The organism is Curtobacterium sp. JUb34, assembly GCF_003755065.1.
Taxonomy (GTDB): Bacteria; Actinomycetota; Actinomycetes; order Actinomycetales; family Microbacteriaceae; genus Curtobacterium.
Genome location: NZ_RJVH01000003.1, coordinates 232379 through 247517, shown reverse-complemented (window position 1 = coordinate 247517; position 15139 = coordinate 232379). Strand labels below are relative to the sequence as shown.

The 15139-nt window shown below is 70.5% G+C and carries 15 protein-coding genes; 3 read left to right on the top strand and 12 right to left on the bottom strand.

The features are described 5' to 3' along the window. Positions 1-46 precede the first annotated feature (46 nt). Positions 47-421, bottom strand: a complete 375-nt coding sequence (locus EDF63_RS12365) for a twin-arginine translocase TatA/TatE family subunit (protein ID WP_123313339.1) — start codon at positions 419-421, stop codon at positions 47-49. Between the two features lie 64 nt (positions 422-485). On the opposite strand from EDF63_RS12365, the gene EDF63_RS12360 reads away from it, so the two are divergent. Next, positions 486-1118, top strand: coding sequence for an O-methyltransferase (locus tag EDF63_RS12360; RefSeq protein WP_123294100.1), 633 nt, complete (start codon positions 486-488; stop codon positions 1116-1118). Between the two features lie 27 nt (positions 1119-1145). Here EDF63_RS12360 and EDF63_RS12355 read toward each other — a convergent pair whose 3' ends face one another. Together EDF63_RS12355 and EDF63_RS12350 are read right to left on the bottom strand one after the other, a co-directional pair. Further along, positions 1146-1874 (bottom strand): AAA family ATPase, encoded by a 729-nt coding sequence (locus EDF63_RS12355; protein ID WP_123313338.1) that lies wholly within the window; start codon positions 1872-1874, stop codon positions 1146-1148. Positions 1875-1951: 77 nt separating this feature from the next. After that, positions 1952-2122: a DUF3117 domain-containing protein gene (locus tag EDF63_RS12350; protein ID WP_017887054.1), complete on the bottom strand. Its 171-nt coding sequence runs from the start codon at positions 2120-2122 to the stop codon at positions 1952-1954. Between the two features lie 127 nt (positions 2123-2249). Here EDF63_RS12350 and EDF63_RS12345 point away from each other — a divergent pair, with 127 nt between their 5' ends. Further along, the gene (locus tag EDF63_RS12345) at positions 2250-3476 is read left to right on the top strand and encodes an AI-2E family transporter (RefSeq protein WP_260233090.1); all 1227 of its coding nucleotides are present in this window, start codon (positions 2250-2252) and stop codon (positions 3474-3476) included. On the opposite strand, the gene EDF63_RS12340 is transcribed toward EDF63_RS12345, so the two are convergent. Both EDF63_RS12340 and dapE read right to left on the bottom strand, forming a co-directional pair. Then, positions 3455-4699 carry a hypothetical protein gene (locus tag EDF63_RS12340; RefSeq protein WP_123313624.1) on the bottom strand — a complete coding sequence of 415 codons (1245 nt, stop codon included), beginning with the start codon at positions 4697-4699 and terminating at the stop codon, positions 3455-3457. The two genes, EDF63_RS12345 and EDF63_RS12340, sit on opposite strands and share 22 nt — an antisense overlap. Next, on the bottom strand, positions 4684-5766 hold the full coding sequence (dapE, locus tag EDF63_RS12335) for a succinyl-diaminopimelate desuccinylase (RefSeq protein WP_123313337.1): 1083 nt from the start codon (positions 5764-5766) through the stop codon (positions 4684-4686). Before dapE ends, EDF63_RS12340 begins: the two co-directional genes overlap by 16 nt. A 132-nt stretch (positions 5767-5898) precedes the next feature. On the opposite strand from dapE, the gene dapD reads away from it, so the two are divergent. Continuing rightward, entirely contained in the window at positions 5899-6882 is a 984-nt protein-coding gene (dapD, locus tag EDF63_RS12330) for a 2,3,4,5-tetrahydropyridine-2,6-dicarboxylate N-succinyltransferase (RefSeq protein ID WP_123313336.1), read from the top strand. A 78-nt stretch (positions 6883-6960) separates the two neighbouring features. Here the strand turns inward: dapD and EDF63_RS12325 are convergent, their stop codons facing one another. The 7 genes from EDF63_RS12325 to typA form a co-directional block, all read right to left on the bottom strand. Then, entirely contained in the window at positions 6961-8259 is a 1299-nt protein-coding gene (locus tag EDF63_RS12325) for a citrate synthase (RefSeq protein ID WP_123313623.1), read from the bottom strand. Between the two features lie 107 nt (positions 8260-8366). Further along, a complete protein-coding gene (dapC, locus tag EDF63_RS12320) occupies positions 8367-9521 on the bottom strand; it encodes a succinyldiaminopimelate transaminase (protein WP_123313335.1) in 1155 nt (384 codons plus the stop codon). 13 nt (positions 9522-9534) lie between these two features. After that, a complete protein-coding gene (gene fdxA, locus EDF63_RS12315; protein ID WP_123313334.1) occupies positions 9535-9852 on the bottom strand; it encodes a ferredoxin in 318 nt (105 codons plus the stop codon). 35 nt (positions 9853-9887) lie between these two features. Continuing rightward, on the bottom strand, positions 9888-11078 hold the full coding sequence (locus EDF63_RS12310) for a PIG-L family deacetylase (protein WP_123313333.1): 1191 nt from the start codon (positions 11076-11078) through the stop codon (positions 9888-9890). A 19-nt stretch (positions 11079-11097) separates the two neighbouring features. After that, positions 11098-11640 (bottom strand): hypothetical protein, encoded by a 543-nt coding sequence (locus tag EDF63_RS12305; protein ID WP_123313332.1) that lies wholly within the window; start codon positions 11638-11640, stop codon positions 11098-11100. Between the two features lie 218 nt (positions 11641-11858). Continuing rightward, entirely contained in the window at positions 11859-13052 is a 1194-nt protein-coding gene (locus EDF63_RS12300) for an amidohydrolase (protein ID WP_185021410.1), read from the bottom strand. A 66-nt stretch (positions 13053-13118) separates the two neighbouring features. After that, positions 13119-15041, bottom strand: a complete 1923-nt coding sequence (gene typA / locus EDF63_RS12295) for a translational GTPase TypA (RefSeq protein ID WP_123313330.1) — start codon at positions 15039-15041, stop codon at positions 13119-13121. Positions 15042-15139: the final 98 nt, after the last annotated feature.

Genomic DNA, 15139 nt, shown 5'->3' with positions numbered 1-15139 from the left:
AGCTGGCACCGGGCCTCCCGTCCGCCGTGTGGTCACGTGACGGGCGTCAGGTCGCTTCCGCGTCGAAGGGTGGCGCTTCCCCCACGGCCAGTGGCACGACGGGAGCCGTCGCGCGCACCTTGGACGCGGTCACCTGCGCGGTCTGGACCGCTGCGGCGCTGCTGGCGCCGCCGGAGTCGAGGAGTGCATCGCGGATGATCCGGCGGGGGTCGTACTGTCGCGGGTCGAGCTTCTGCCACTCGATGTCGTCGAACTCGGGGCCCATCTCGTCGCGCATCCGCTCCTTCGCGGTGTCGGCGAACCGGCGGACGGCCTTCACGAACTCGGCCAGTTTCTGGGCGTACATCGGCAGGCGCTGGGGCCCGAGCAAGAGCACGGCAATGATCCCGATGATCAGGATCTTGTCGAGCGGGATGTTCACGTGAGCGAGCCTAACCCGTGCGGCTCGGATGCACCCCTAGAGTTGTCATCCGAACGGAGTGTGCGTGTCAGAGAAAGAGTCGAACTGGAAGTTCGCCGAGGACATCGTCTCGGAGTCCGAGGCGATCGCCCGCGCTCGTGAGCACTCCCTGGAGCTCGGTGTCGAGGCGATCTCGCCCGCGATCGGCGCACAGATCGGCGTCATCGCCGCAGCGTCCCGAGCCACGAGCATCATCGAGATCGGGACGGGCCTGGGAGTCTCCGGGCTGTACCTGCTCGGCGGCGCGCCGGACGCGACCCTGACCACGATCGACGTCGAGGTCGACCACCAGCAGTTCGCCCGTGACGCCTACATCAGTGCCGGCACCGCCCCCGCCCGGATCCGGCTCATCCCGGGCCGCGCGAACCAGGTGCTCCCCCGGATGAACGAGGCGTCGTACGACGTCGTCCTGGTCGACGCCGACCCCGAGCACGTCATCGAGTACGTCGAACACGGACTGCGGCTCGCGCGCCTCGGCGGGACCGTCCTGGTGCCGCACGCGCTGTGGCGCGGACGTGTGGCCGATCCCGTCAAGCGGGACCGGGCGACCACCGACTTCCGGCTGCTGCTCACCGAGGTGTCGACGTCGGGCGCGGTGCGGAGTGCGCTCTCGCCGGCGGGCGACGGTCTGCTGCAGCTGACGAAGGTCACCGCGTAGCGCACGCTGCGTCATCCTGACCGTCGGTCACTCGAGGTGCCGGAGGTACCGCTCGGGTGATTCGAGGAACGAGCGCTGGTTGCGCACCAGGTCGAGCTCTTCCCACTCGGTGCGCCGGAACCCCCACTCGCCGACCTCGTGGATCGTCGCGCCCGGGAACGCCGCCAGCACCGGCGAGTGCGTCGAGAGCACGACCTGTCCCACCCCGCTGTCGACGATCGACCGCAACAGCGCGATGAGCGTCAGGCACCCGGAGAAGGACAACGCCGACTCGGGTTCGTCGAGGATCCAGAGCCCCGGCCACTGCGCGCGGTCGATGACGAAGTCGAGGAACGCCTCCCCGTGGCTGCGTTCGTGGAACACCGGCTCCGGGCGGGAGTGGTTCGGGTGGTCCTCGAGGTAGGTGAAGAAGCCGTGCATGGTCTCGGCGCGCAGGAAGAAGCCACCGCGGGGCGCACCGAAGTCACGGCGGAGGACGATGTGCTCCCACAGGTCCGACTCGGACGGGCGCGTCGAGTGGTTCGCCAGGGTGGAGCCGCCCTCCGGGGACATCCCGAAGCGGAGCGCGATGGCCTCGATCAGAGTCGACTTGCCGACACCGTTGTCGCCGACGAACACCGTCACGGGGTCGAGGTCGAGCCCCTCGTCGAGCAGCTGCCGCACCGGGGGCAGCGTCGCCGGCCAGACGTCGCGCGGCATCGGGTCCGGGTCGCGGTACTCCTCGACGCGGCGGATCGGCATGTGGGTCCTCGACACGAGGCCATCCTGCCGGACGCAGACGACGGGCCCGGCGCGTACACGCTCCGGGCCCGTCGTTCTGGTGCTTTCGACTACTAGGCCGAGACGACCTCAGCGAGTGCGTCATGGAGTTCCTTGGCCTCGGCATCGTTGACCGAGACGACCAGGCGGCCTCCTCCTTCGAGCGGAACCCGCACGATGATGAGTCGACCCTCCTTAACAGCCTCCATCGGCCCGTCACCGGTCCTCGGCTTCATGGCTGCCATCAGATGTCCCCTTTCGTGCAGTACATGCCCGCTCATTATCTCGTATTGATGGGGCAACTGCGAAACCGCCCAGGTTGGGGGTGTCGGATCGGCGGATCTTCGCGGGTTGCGTTCGTAACCTTGGCGGATGCCGAACATCCGCTCCACGCGCCGTCAGTCCCCCAGCGGACGACCCGAGCGGACCGCGCGGCCCGACGACGCCGTGCCCGCCGGCCTGCGGATCGGCGCGGCGTTCACCTGGCGCATCCTCGTCGTGGGTGCCGGGCTCGCGGTCCTCGTGGCCCTGGTCGTGCTGCTGCAGGACATCGTGGTGCCGTTCCTCATCGCGCTGCTGGTCTGCGCGCTGCTCATGCCGATGTCGTCGTTCCTGCAGCGGCACCGGTGGCCGAAGTGGACGGCGGTGCTGTCGAGCCTGGTGGCCCTGGTGCTGGCACTCGGCGGGCTCGCGCTGCTCGTCACCGAGCAGGTGCGGTCCGACCTTCCGTCCCTCGAACGCCGACTCCACCACAGCGTGCAGTCGCTTCGGACCCTGCTCGACAGTGAGCCGTTCGGGATCACGGCGAAGGACGTCGACGGATGGGTGTCGAACGGCTTCGACTACCTGCAGGCGCACGCCTCGACGATCCTGTCCGGGTTCCAGGCCGCCGGCACCGGCGCCGTGCACGTGCTCGAGGGGCTGTTCATCATCGTGTTCACGACGCTGTTCGTGCTCATCGACGGTCCGCGCATCTGGGGCTGGGTCGTCCGGCTCTTCCCGCGCCGTGCCCGCGCGCGCATCGACGTCGCCGGGCATGCCGGATGGAAGACCCTGACGAGCTTCATCCGGGTCCAGCTGGTGGTCGCCGTCACCGACGCCCTCGGCGTGACCATCGGCGCGCTCGCCCTGCAGATCCCCCTGGCGATCCCCATCGGCGTCATCGTGTTCTTCGGTGCGTTCGTCCCCGTCGTCGGCGCGATCGTCGCCGGTGCGGTCGCGGTGCTCATCGCCCTGGTGTTCAACGGGTGGGTACCCGCGCTCGTGATGCTCGGGATCGTGGTCGTGGTGCAGCAGCTCGAGAGCCACGTGCTGCACCCGTTCCTGACGGGCACCGCCGTGAAGGTGCACCCGCTCGGGGTCGTCCTCGGGGTCACGGCGGGCACGACCATCGCCGGGGTCGTCGGCGCGTTCTTCGCCGTGCCGTTCATCGCCACCGTCAACGCGATGGTCGTGGCGGCGGCGAACTGGCGGCCGGGTGACCCCGAACCGATGTCAGCGACGGTACCGAAGCGCGAGCGGAGCGGCCCCGCTGCACGACTCCTGGCCCGCGCCCAGGCTCGGGAGCGCCGCGCCGATCACGGCGGGGTCCAGTCGTAGCCGTCGATCCACCAGCAGGAGTACAGCCAGACCCACTGCAGCCCGACGAAGGCCACCACGACGGCCACCCGGTACACGCGCGACCGCGGCAGCGCCACGATGCCGAGCAGCGGCGCGATCGGCATCAGAATCCGCCACGTGCTCGACTGCGGGAAGAACACGGCGAGCAGGTACACGACGTAGGCGATGCCCCAGAGCCGCAGCTCGATCCCGATCCGACGTGCCGCGGGCATGCAGACGAACGCCGCGAAGCCGACGACCACGACGGCCAGCAGGATCCCGCCGGCCGGCTGGTGGAACCACCAGCCGAAGCCCTGGATCCACGGCGCGAACGGCACGAGCTCCTGCCACCCGACGTACGACGACCGCCAGGCGAGCTCGGTGTCGGTGTACGCCTTCGGGACCCCCGTGACGGCCCAGGCGATCGCCGGCCACGCCAGGCCCACCAACCCGGACACCACCGCGACCACGGCGGGCGGCACGAGCCGGCGCAGGGTGAGCGGCTCCGACGACCGCACCCACGCGGGCCGGATCGCCCATGCGCCGACGAACAGGACGACGAGCAACGAGAAGGCGAGCCCGGTCGGCCGGGTCATGCCGAGCAGCAGCACGACGGGCAGCATCGTCCACCACCGCCGGTCGACCATGAGCAGGAGCGCGACGAGCAACAGGAACAGCCCCATCGACTCGGCGTACGCCACCTGGAACATCGCCGACACGGGCGCGACGCAGAACAGCACGGTGGCGAAGGTCGCCCGAGCCGGGTCGAGGAAGCGCCCCATCAGGCGGCGGAACACGAGCGCAGCGCCGAGTCCGGCGAGCAACGACACCGACACCGCGACGAGTTCGAACGACGCACCGGTCAGCAGCATGAGGCCGCGCACCAGGAACGGGTACGCCGGCATGAACGCCCACGCGTTCTCGGTCACGTGCCCCGCGGCGTCCACCGGCAGGGTCGACGGGTAGCCACCGGTCGCGATCACGCGGTACCAGGCGCCGTCCCAGACGGACGCGAACGACAGGTACCCCGGGTGCTGGACGGTGAACGAGTTCGCCGCCTGCACGCTCGCGAACGCCTGCATCATCAGTCCGGTGACGAACCGGGCGAGCACGTAGACGACCGTGATGCGGACCCACCACGGCACGACCCGGTACCGGGCGCGCCAGCGGGTGCGTGCAGGGGTCGGCCGGGAGACCCCGGCCGTCGTCAGGCCGTCAGCCACCGACGGAGGCCGGCCTCGACCGCGGTGATCTGCGCGACCGGGACCTGCTCGTCGTCGTGGTGGGCGAAGACGGGTTCACCCGGGCCGTAGTTGACCGCGGGCACCCCGAGCGCCGAGAACCGCGCGACGTCGGTCCAGCCGTACTTCGGACGGGGCTCCGGACCACCGACCGCGGCCACGAAGTCCTGCGCGAGCGGGGCGTCGAGGCCCGGTCGGGCCCCGGCGGCCAGGTCGACGATCGTGACCTCGTACCCGTCGAAGAGTTCGCGGATGTGTGCGACGGCCTCGTCGGCGGAGCGCGAGGGCGCAAAGCGGTAGTTCACGTGCACCATCGCCTCGTCCGGGATGATGTTGCCCGCGATGCCGCCGCTGATGCCGACGGCGTTCAGGCCCTCGCGGTACTCGAGCCCGTCGACCGTGACCGTGCGGGGCTCGTAGGCGGCCAGGGTCGCCAGGATCGGCGCCGTCTTGTGGATCGCGTTGTCGCCGATCCAGCTGCGGGCGCTGTGCGAACGCTTGCCGAACGTGCGGATCTCGGCGCGGAGGTTGCCGTTGCAGCCACCCTCGATCTGCGCGCCGGACGGCTCCCCCAGGATCGCGAAGTCGGCGGCCAGCAGCTCCGGACGGGTCCGGGCCAGACGACCGAGGCCGTTCAGCAGGTCGCTGACCTCCTCGTGGTCGTACCAGACCCACGTGACGTCGACGGAGGGCGCAACCAGGTCGTACGCGAGCTTGAGCTGGACCGCGCAGCCGGCCTTCATGTCCACGGTGCCGCGACCCCAGAGGATCTCGGTGCCGTCCTCGGCGGTGCGGAACTCGGTCGGCAGGTTGTCGTTGAGCGGCACGGTGTCGATGTGCCCGGCGATCACGACGCGGCGGTCGCGCCCGAGGTTCGTGCGTGCCACGATCGCGTCACCGTCGCGGATCACCTCGAGGTGCGACAGCGGCGTGAGCACCGCCTCGATCGCGTCGGCGAGGGCCTGCTCGTTCCCCGACACCGATTCGATGTCGCAGATGGCACGGGTGATGTCGATGGACGAGGCGGTGAGGTCGAGCTGCTCCGGCATGCGGTCACCTTATCGGCCGCCGCTTGCGTCGCGCTGGCCGACGGCACGGCGGTCCGGGAGGCACGGTGCCGGTCCGCAGCGTCCGTCCGGTCGGTCCGGTGCTCCCGTCCAGGGCGTCGGTACCCTGGTGCGGTGACCGACACGACCGCTGCCACCGACCCGACCGCCGCCGACCGCCCGACGCACGCCTGGGGCCACGGCCTCGCGACGATCGCCGCCGACGGCACGACGCTCGACACCTGGTACCCGGAGACGCACCTCGGCGCGCTGCCGACCGACGCGGAGTTCCCCGCCGAGCTGCAGGTGCACGTGGGCGACGACCCCCGCCGCGAGGTCCGGATCGAGGCCGTCACCACCGAGGTCACCATCGACGCCGCACCGACCAGCACCGAGGACGCGTACCTGCGCCTGCACCTGCTCAGCCACCTGCACGTGCGTCCGAACACCATCAACCTCGACGGGGTCTTCGGGTACCTGCCGATCGTCGCGTGGACGAACGCCGGACCGGTGCACCCGGAGTCCCTGACCCGCCTGCGCCCGTCGCTGCAGCGCGCGGGCATCGCCGTGCACGCCATCGACAAGTTCCCCCGCCTGCTGGACTACGTCGTGCCCGACCGCGTCCGCATCGGCGACGCCAACCGCGTCCGCCTCGGCGCGCACCTGGCACCGGGTACGACCGTCATGCACGAGGGCTTCGTGAACTTCAACGCCGGCACCCTCGGCGACGCCATGATCGAGGGCCGTGTCTCGCAGGGCGTCGTCGTCGGACACGGCACCGACATCGGCGGCGGGGCGTCCATCATGGGCACGCTCTCCGGCGGTGGCACGCACCGGGTCTCCCTCGGCGACCGCGCACTGCTCGGCGCGAACGCGGGCCTCGGCATCTCGCTCGGCGACGACTCCGTGATCGAGGCCGGCCTGTACGTCACAGCCGGCACGAAGGTCGTCCTGGTCGGCGCCGCCCCGAACCCGGACGGCACGCCGAAGACCGTCAAGGCGGCGGAGCTCTCCGGCGCCCCGAACGTCCTGTTCCGCCGCAACAGCCTGTCCGGTGCGGTCGAGGCCCTGCAGCGCGCGGGCGAGGGCATCCAGCTCAACACCGCGCTGCACGCGTAGGCCGACCCCACCGCGAAAGCGACAGGACCCCGCGAACCGTTCGCGGGGTCCTGTCGCTCTCGCGGAGTGGAGCGTGCGTCAGCGCGCAGGGAGATCCCGCTTCGGGGCACCCACGTAGAGCTGCTGCGGGCGACCGATCTTGTTGAGCGGGTCGTTGTTCAGCTCGCGCCACTGCGCGATCCAGCCGGGCAGCCGGCCGATCGCGAACAGCACCGTGAACATGCGCGGCGGGAAGCCCATCGCCTTGTAGATGATGCCGGTGTAGAAGTCGACGTTCGGGTAGAGCTTGCGGTCGATGAAGTACTGGTCGCTCAGCGCGATCTGCTCGAGCTCCTTCGCGATGTCGAGCAGGTCGTCCTGCACGCCGAGGGACTCGAGGACCTCGTCCGCCGACTCCTTGACGAGCTTCGCGCGGGGGTCGTAGTTCTTGTAGACGCGGTGTCCGAAGCCCATGAGCTTCACGCCGCGCTCCTTGTTCTTCACCCGCTCGACGAAGCGCTGCACGGGCTCGCCGGAGTCCTTGATCTGCTGCAGCATCTCGAGCACGGCCTCGTTCGCGCCGCCGTGCAGCGGGCCGTACAGGGCGTTGATGCCGGCGGAGATCGACGCGAACATGTTCGCCTTCGTCGAGCCGACCATGCGCACCGTCGCCGTGGAGGCGTTCTGCTCGTGGTCCTCGTGCAGGATGAGGAGCCGGTCGAGGGCCTTCGACAGCACCGGGTTCGGCTGGTACGTCTCGGCCATGGTGCCGAAGTTCAGGCGCAGGAAGTTGTCGACGAACGACAGGCCGTTGTCCGGGTACAGGAACGCCTGGCCGATGGACTTCTTGTGCGCGTAGGCGGCGATCACCGGCAGCTTCGCGAGCAGCCGCACGGTCTGCAGCTCGACCTTCTCCGGGTCGTCGACGTCCATGTCGTCCTCGTAGTACGTCGACAGGGCACTGACGGCGCTGGACAGCACGGACATCGGGTGCGCCGAGTGCGGGAGGGCGTCGAACAGGCGACGGAGGTCCTCGTGCAGCAGGGTGTGACGACGGATGCGGGCGTCGAAGTCGGCGAGCTCGGACTCGCTGGGCAGCTCGCCGTAGATCAGGAGCCACGCGACCTCGAGGAACGTGCAGTTCGACGCGACCTGGTCGATCGGGTAGCCGCGGTACCGCAGGATGCCCTGGTCGCCGTCGATGTAGGTGATGGCGCTCTTGGTGGACCCGGTGTTCACGAACCCGTAGTCGAGCGTGTTCATGCCGGTCTGCTTCTTGAACGTCGAGATGTCCATCGTGGACGCGCCGTCGACGCTCGGCAGGATCGGGAACTCCGCGCTGCCGCCCGGGTACGTCAGCGTCGCGGTCTCGCCCGTCTGTTCGGCGGCGGGACTCACGGGCACGGGCGTCGTGGGCGGTGTGGCCGTCTTCTGAGCGTCGTTGGCAGTGTCAGTCACGATGACAGCCTAATCGCGGCGTCTGTCGCTCGTGCACACCTCGGAGGTCACGACTTGGTGGGAACCACCGATTGCGCTCCGGGCTGGGCGGTGCCGAGCCGTCGGCTGCTGGCGAGCCGCTGTGCCGCAGCTGCGATGCGCTCGTCGGTCGCCGTCAGGGCCACCCGGACGTGCTCTCCCCCGGCCACACCGTAGAACGTGCCCGGCGCGACGAGGATCCCGCGGTCGGCCAGCCACGACACGGTGTCGAGCGCGGGTTCGCCGCGGGTCGCCCACAGGTACAGCCCGGCCTCGCTGTGGTCGATGCGGAAGCCGGCGCCCTCGAGTGCCCGTCGGAGCATGTTCCGGCGCGCACGGTAGCGGGCCTTCTGCTGCTGCACGTGGGTCTGGTCCGCGAGCGCCACGACCATGGCTTCCTGCACGGGCAGGGGCGGCATGAGCCCGGCGTGCTTCCGGACGGCGAGCACGTCGGCCAGGATCTCGGCGTCACCGGCGACGAAGGCCGCGCGGTACCCGGCCAGGTTCGACTGCTTCGACAGCGAGTACACGCTGAGCACGCCGTCGACCGAGTCGCCGACGACACGGGGGTCGAGGATCGTCGGGGTCGGGGTGGTCGCGTACTCCGGGTCCCATCCGAGCTCGGCGTAGCACTCGTCGCCGACGATCACGGCGCCGAGCTCGCGGGCCCGGGCGACCGCGACGCGCAGGTCGTCGATCGAGAGCACGCGGCCGTCGGGGTTGCCGGGCGAGTTCAGCCACACCAGCTTCGTCGTCGACGGCCACGCCGCCGGGTCGTCCGAGGCGAGCGCGTCCGCGCCGACCAGGGCGGCCCCGAGTTCGTAGGTCGGGTAGGCGGCCGCCGGGAACACCACGGTGTCGCCGGTGCCGATGCCGAGCCAGAGCGCCAGACCGGCGATGAACTCCTTCGAGCCGATCGTCGGCAGCGTGTGCGCCTCGGTCAGGGTCACCCCGTGCCGGCGGCCGTACCAGTCGGCGATGGCCTGCCGCAGCGCCGGGGTGCCGGCGACCTGCGGGTAGGCGTGCGCGTCGGTGGCGTCGGCGAGTGCCCGTCGGACGACCTCGGGCGTCGGGTCGACGGGCGAACCGACGCTCAGGTCGACGATGCCGCCCTCGTACTCCGCCGCACGTTGCTTGAACGGGACGAGCTGGTCCCAGGGGAAGTCGGGCAGGTCGAGCGCCACGTGCGTGTCCGGCTCAGCCGCGGGGCGGTTCGGCCATGATGACCGGGTGGTCCTTGTGGATCACACCGACCTTCGCGGCACCACCGGGCGAGCCGACCTCTTGGAAGAACTCGACGTTGGCCTTGTAGTAGTCGGCCCACTCGTCGGGCAGGTCGTCCTCGTAGTAGATGGCCTCGACCGGGCAGACCGGCTCGCACGCACCACAGTCGACGCACTCGTCGGGGTGGATGTACAGCGACCGGTCGCCCTCGTAGATGCAGTCGACGGGGCATTCGTCGATGCAGGCGCGGTCCTTGACGTCGACACAGGGCTGGGCGATCACGTAGGTCACGGTTCGGGTGCTCCCTTCGACGAGCGGGTTCGAGTCTACTCGCGGCCCGGGGCCGTCCGGGACCGCAGCCCCGACAGGTCCGGCCACGCGAGCACCAGGGCGGCGATGACGGCGGGTGCGAACGTCCAGACGTACCCGGCGGCGTTCGCCAGCACGAGCGGCGAGCCCTGCCCACCGACCGAGACGAGCACCTGCGTGGCGACGAGGATGCCGATGCCGATCGCGGCGACCATGGCCCGCGACCGGTACAGCAGCCGGATGCCCACCGTGAGCCCGACCACGAGCAGCGTGGTGATCACCATGCCGATCGGGAACGCGGCGGCACCGATGGTCTGCTGGTGCGTCACCGTGCCGAGCCCACCGGTGACGAGCCCGAGCACGAGCGCGACGGCGACCGCCGCGACCTTGCCCTGGCCGGACATCTCGGCGTAGGTCTGCGGTGCCGGGGGCTGCGGGTCGGCGTCGTGCCGGAAGGCCTCGACCGCGGGGGCGTGCTGGCGGACGCCGTGCGGCATCACCCACGACAGCGCCGTCGGGTCGGCTGGGTCCACCGGGTCGACCGTCACCTGCGAGCGGTACTGCTCGACGGCGGCGCGCACCTTCGCCCGCACCGGCAGGACGTCGACGGTGACGTCGGCGTCTCCGTCGTCCGGGGCGACGATCATCGAGAACGCGACCTCCTCCGCCCGGGCTGCGTACCGGGCCGCGTGGTGCACGCGCACGTGGTCGGGGTGTCCGTACCCGCCGTCGTCGGCGTAGCTCACGACCGCGTCCGCCCCGGTGGAGCGGATCGCGGCACGGACGTCGTCGACGACCTCGCCGAGGTCGGCGGCGGTCAGCGAGTCGGCGGGGGCGTCGTCGGCGGCGGTCGCCCGGCCGTCCGGTCCCCACTGCATGCCGGAGTCGACGTACCGGCGTTCCGGCAGGTCGGTCGGACGCGCCCCGCGACCGCCGAGCCACAGGTGCACGGGGCCGCCGAGGGCCGCGAGCGCCGCGTCGATCTCGGTCTCGCGGTGCGCGGCGACGCGCTGCGCGTCACCGGCGAGGGGCGCGAGCCGCTCGGTGAGCATCTCGCCGCGCTCACCACGGGTCGCCGTCAACACGGTGACCTCGGCGCCGAGCTCGAGCAGGGTGGCGATCGTCCCACCGGACGACAGGGTCTCGTCGTCGGGGTGGGCGTGCACGAACAGGACGCGCTCGGGGCGCGTGACGGAGGCCTTCGACATCGCCCCCAAGGGTACGGGACTAGCGGGCCGTGACGATGTAGGTCGCGGTGACGCCGTCGTCGCCGTCCGAGAACGTGAGCACGACGCGGTACCCGTCGCTGCGGAACATCCCGAACGCACTCGACGAGTCGGCGCGCTTCGCCGACTCGGTGTACCCGGCGTCGGCGAGCTGCTGGGCAGCGGCGGTGAAGTCGTCGACCGACCCGGCACGCACCTGCACGACCCACCCGGAGCCGTTCGGACCCGCTCCCCCGCCGAGCACCGTGCCGTCGACGAGCGGCACGTCGGACGACGGGAAGCCGTCGGGTACCTTGCCGTCGGAGGTCACGTTCGCGCCCTTGAGCGCGGTGTCGAGCGCGCCGTCGATGCCGCCCGCGACCGAGGACATGCCGTCCTGGATCGCCTTGCCGTCGATGCCGGCGACGCCGTCCGCGACCGTCGAGGCGACCGAGGACCCGAGGTCCGTCGCCTGCTCGACGGCGTCGGACGAGCAGCCGGTGAGTCCGGCCAGGGCGATGCCGGCGGCGACGGCGGCGATCAGCGGGGTACGGAGGGAACGCATGCGCCGACGGTAACGGGTGAGCCGGGAGGCACGGCGCGAGTTGGCTGTGAACGTCCTGTCCCCGGGACGGTCACCCGCGCGGCGGGGCCGCCCCGCGCCTCCCGTCCGCCCTTCGCGCCCGTCGCGCGTCCTTGGCCGGAACGGGCGTACCTGGTCCTTCGTTTCGACCAGGTACGCCCGTTCCCGCTTCCTACTGCCCGCGCAATGGGAAGGAAGCGTCAGGCGACGTAGGCGCGCGTCGCGGCGACCAAAGCGTCGACGCCCACCGGGATCGCGGTCTCGGCCTGCGGGGCGTAGAACGGCGAGTGGTTGCTCGGGATGTCCTCGCCACGGCGGAACAGCTCCGGGTCGGTGATGCCCGTGAACCAGTACACGAGCGGGACACCCGCCGCCGTCGCGAGCTGACCGACGTCCTCCGACGCCATCGCCAAGCCGATCTCGAGCTCGCGCGCTCCCGGCACGGCAGCGCTCACGGCCGCGAGCACCCGAGCGGCGGATTCGGCGTCGTTCACCGTCACCTCGGCACCCGGCGACCGCACGATCGTCGGCTCGGGGAGGCCACCAGCGTCGCTCTCCGCCCGGACGATCCGCTCGATCGACGCGATGATCCGAGCGCGGGTCTCCTCGTTGCGGGCACGCGTCGAGATCTCGATGACGGCCTGGTCGGGGATGATGTTGGCGCGGGTGCCGGCGTGGAAGCTGCCGACGGTGACGACCCCGGCGTCGCTCGGCGAGACCTCGCGCGACACGACGGTCTGCAGCCGGACGACGGCGGACGCGGCGGTGACGACCGGGTCGAGGGACGCCTGCGGTGCGGAACCGTGGGCCCCGCGGCCGTTGAACGTGACCGTCAGTCGGTCGCTCGACGCCATCACCGGACCGGAACCGATCGCGACGATGCCGACGGGCGCAGGAGCGGAGTGCTGACCGAGCACCACGTCGGGCTTCGGGAACCGGTCGACCAGGCCGTCCTCGACCATCGCGCGGGCGCCGGAGATGACCTCCTCCGCCGGCTGGAAGACCGCCACGACCGTGCCGTGCCAGTCGTCCGTGGTCGCCGCCAGGCGCTCGAGCGTGCCGAGCAGCCAGGTGACGTGGATGTCGTGGCCGCAGGCGTGCATCGTCGGGACGTCGTTGCCGTCCTCGTCGGTACCGCGGTGCTGGCTGGCGTAGGGCAGACCCGTGCGCTCCTGGACCGGCAGGCCGTCCATGTCGGCGCGGAGCCACACCACCGGGCCCTCGCCGTTCGCCAGCACGCCGACGACCCCGGTGCCGCCGACGCCGGTGGTCACCTCGATGCCACCGATCTCGGCGAGCCGGTCGGCCACGATGCCCGCGGTGCGGTGCTCCTGGAAACCGAGCTCGGGGTGGGCGTGCAGGTCCTGGTACAGCGAGAGGAGGTCGAGAGTCACGGCATCCACCGTAACCCCCGACCTCCTCAGGTCGTGCTCTTGCTGACGCGACGCGTCGCTTGCTGCTTACGCGTCCTGACGCTTCAGGCGGGCGTACGAGCGCTGGCGGGCCTGCGCGTCGAGCTCGACCTTGCGGATGCGGACGACGGCCGGGGTGACCTCGACGCACTCGTCCTCGCGTGCGAACTCCAGGCACTCCTCGAGGGAGAGCTGGCGCGACGGCGTCATCGACTCGAAGGAGTCGGCGTTCGCCGAACGCATGTTCGTGAGCTTCTTCTCCTTCGTGATGTTGACGTCCATGTCGTCGGCGCGCGAGTTCTCACCGATGACCATGCCCTCGTAGACCTCTTCGGTGGGGTTGACGAAGAACGTCATCCGCTCCTGCAGGTTCGTGATGGCGAACGGCGTGACGACACCCGAGCGGTCGGACACGATCGAGCCGTTGATGCGGGTCTGGATCGGGCCGGCCCACTCGTCGTAGCCGTGCGAGATCGCGTTGGCGATGCCGGTGCCGCGGGTCTCGGTCAGGAACGACGTGCGGAAGCCGATCAGGCCACGCGACGGGACGATGAACTCCATGCGCACCCAGCCGGTGCCGTGGTTCGTCATGTTCTCCATGCGGCCCTTGCGCGCCGCCATGAGCTGCGTGATCGCGCCGAGGTACTCCTCCGGCGTGTCGATCGTCATGTGCTCGTACGGCTCCTGCAGCTTGCCGTTCTCGTCACGCTTCGTGACGACCTGCGGCTTGCCGACGGTGAGCTCGAAGCCCTCACGACGCATCTGCTCGACCAGGATGGCGAGCGCGAGCTCACCACGGCCCTGGACCTCCCAGGCATCGGGGCGACCGATGTCGAGGACCTTGAGCGAGACGTTGCCGATGAGCTCGCGGTCGAGGCGCTCCTTGACCATGCGGGCGGTCAGCTTGTGGCCCTTGACCTTGCCGACGAGCGGGCTGGTGTTCGTGCCGATCGTCATCGAGATCGCCGGGTCGTCGACCGTGATGGTCGGCAGCGGACGGACGTCCTCGGGGTCGGTCAGCGTCTCACCGATGGTGATCGTGTCGAAGCCGGCGACGGCGACGATGTCACCGGGGCCCGCCGACTCGGCGGGGTAGCGCTCGAGCGCCTTGGTGATGAGGAGCTCGGTGATGCGGGCGTTCGCGACGGTGCCGTCGTGCTTGACCCACGCGACCGTCTGGCCCTTCTTCATCGTGCCGTGGAAGATGCGCAGCAGCGCGAGGCGACCGAGGAACGGCGACGCGTCGAGGTTGGTGACGTGGGCCTGCAGCGGGTGCTGGTCGTCGTACTTCGGCGCGGGGACGTGCTGCAGGATCGCCTCGAACAGCGGCTCGAGGTCGTCGTTGTCGGGCAGCGAACCGTCGGCCGGCTTGTTGCGCGACGCGGCACCGGCACGGCCCGAGGCGTAGACCACGGGGACGTCGAGGATCGCGTCGAGGTCGAGGTCGTCGACCTCGTCCGACAGGTCGGACGCCAGGCCGAGGAGCAGGTCCTGCGACTCGGAGACGACCTCGCCGATGCGGGAGTCGGGGCGGTCCGTCTTGTTGACGAGCAGGATCACCGGGAGCTTGGCGGCGAGCGCCTTGCGGAGCACGAAGCGCGTCTGGGGCAGCGGGCCCTCGGACGCGTCGACCAGCAGCACGACGCCGTCGACCATGGACAGGCCGCGCTCGACCTCGCCACCGAAGTCGGCGTGACCCGGGGTGTCGATCACGTTGATGGTGATGGGGCCGTCCGCGCCGAACTCGGTCGCGTGCTTGCCGTTGTAGAGCACCGACGTGTTCTTCGCGAGGATCGTGATGCCCTTCTCGCGCTCGAGGTCGTTCGAGTCCATCATGCGGTCTTCGCCCTCGAAGTGGGCGTCGAACGAGTTGGTCTGCGTGAGCATCGCGTCGACGAGGGTGGTCTTGCCGTGGTCGACGTGTGCCACGATGGCGACGTTGCGCAGGTCGGACCGGGTGGCGAGCGCCATACAGGACATCCTTCAATTTCTGGGAGAGTGTCGGGCCAGTGATTTGACAGCACCGCACCCGTGGGCAGAACGCCCGACACGCCAGTCTACCGGTAGTT

Coding starts and splice junctions, on each gene's coding strand:
- EDF63_RS12350 (WP_017887054.1), bottom strand. CDS start 2,122: ATGGCAGCCATGAAGCCGAGGACCGGTGACGGGCCGATGGAGGCTGTT.
- EDF63_RS12345 (WP_260233090.1), top strand. CDS start 2,250: ATGCCGAACATCCGCTCCACGCGCCGTCAGTCCCCCAGCGGACGACCC.
- dapE (WP_123313337.1), bottom strand. CDS start 5,766: ATGCCGGAGCAGCTCGACCTCACCGCCTCGTCCATCGACATCACCCGT.
- EDF63_RS12310 (WP_123313333.1), bottom strand. CDS start 11,078: ATGTCGAAGGCCTCCGTCACGCGCCCCGAGCGCGTCCTGTTCGTGCAC.
- EDF63_RS12305 (WP_123313332.1), bottom strand. CDS start 11,640: ATGCGTTCCCTCCGTACCCCGCTGATCGCCGCCGTCGCCGCCGGCATC.
- typA (WP_123313330.1), bottom strand. CDS start 15,041: ATGGCGCTCGCCACCCGGTCCGACCTGCGCAACGTCGCCATCGTGGCA.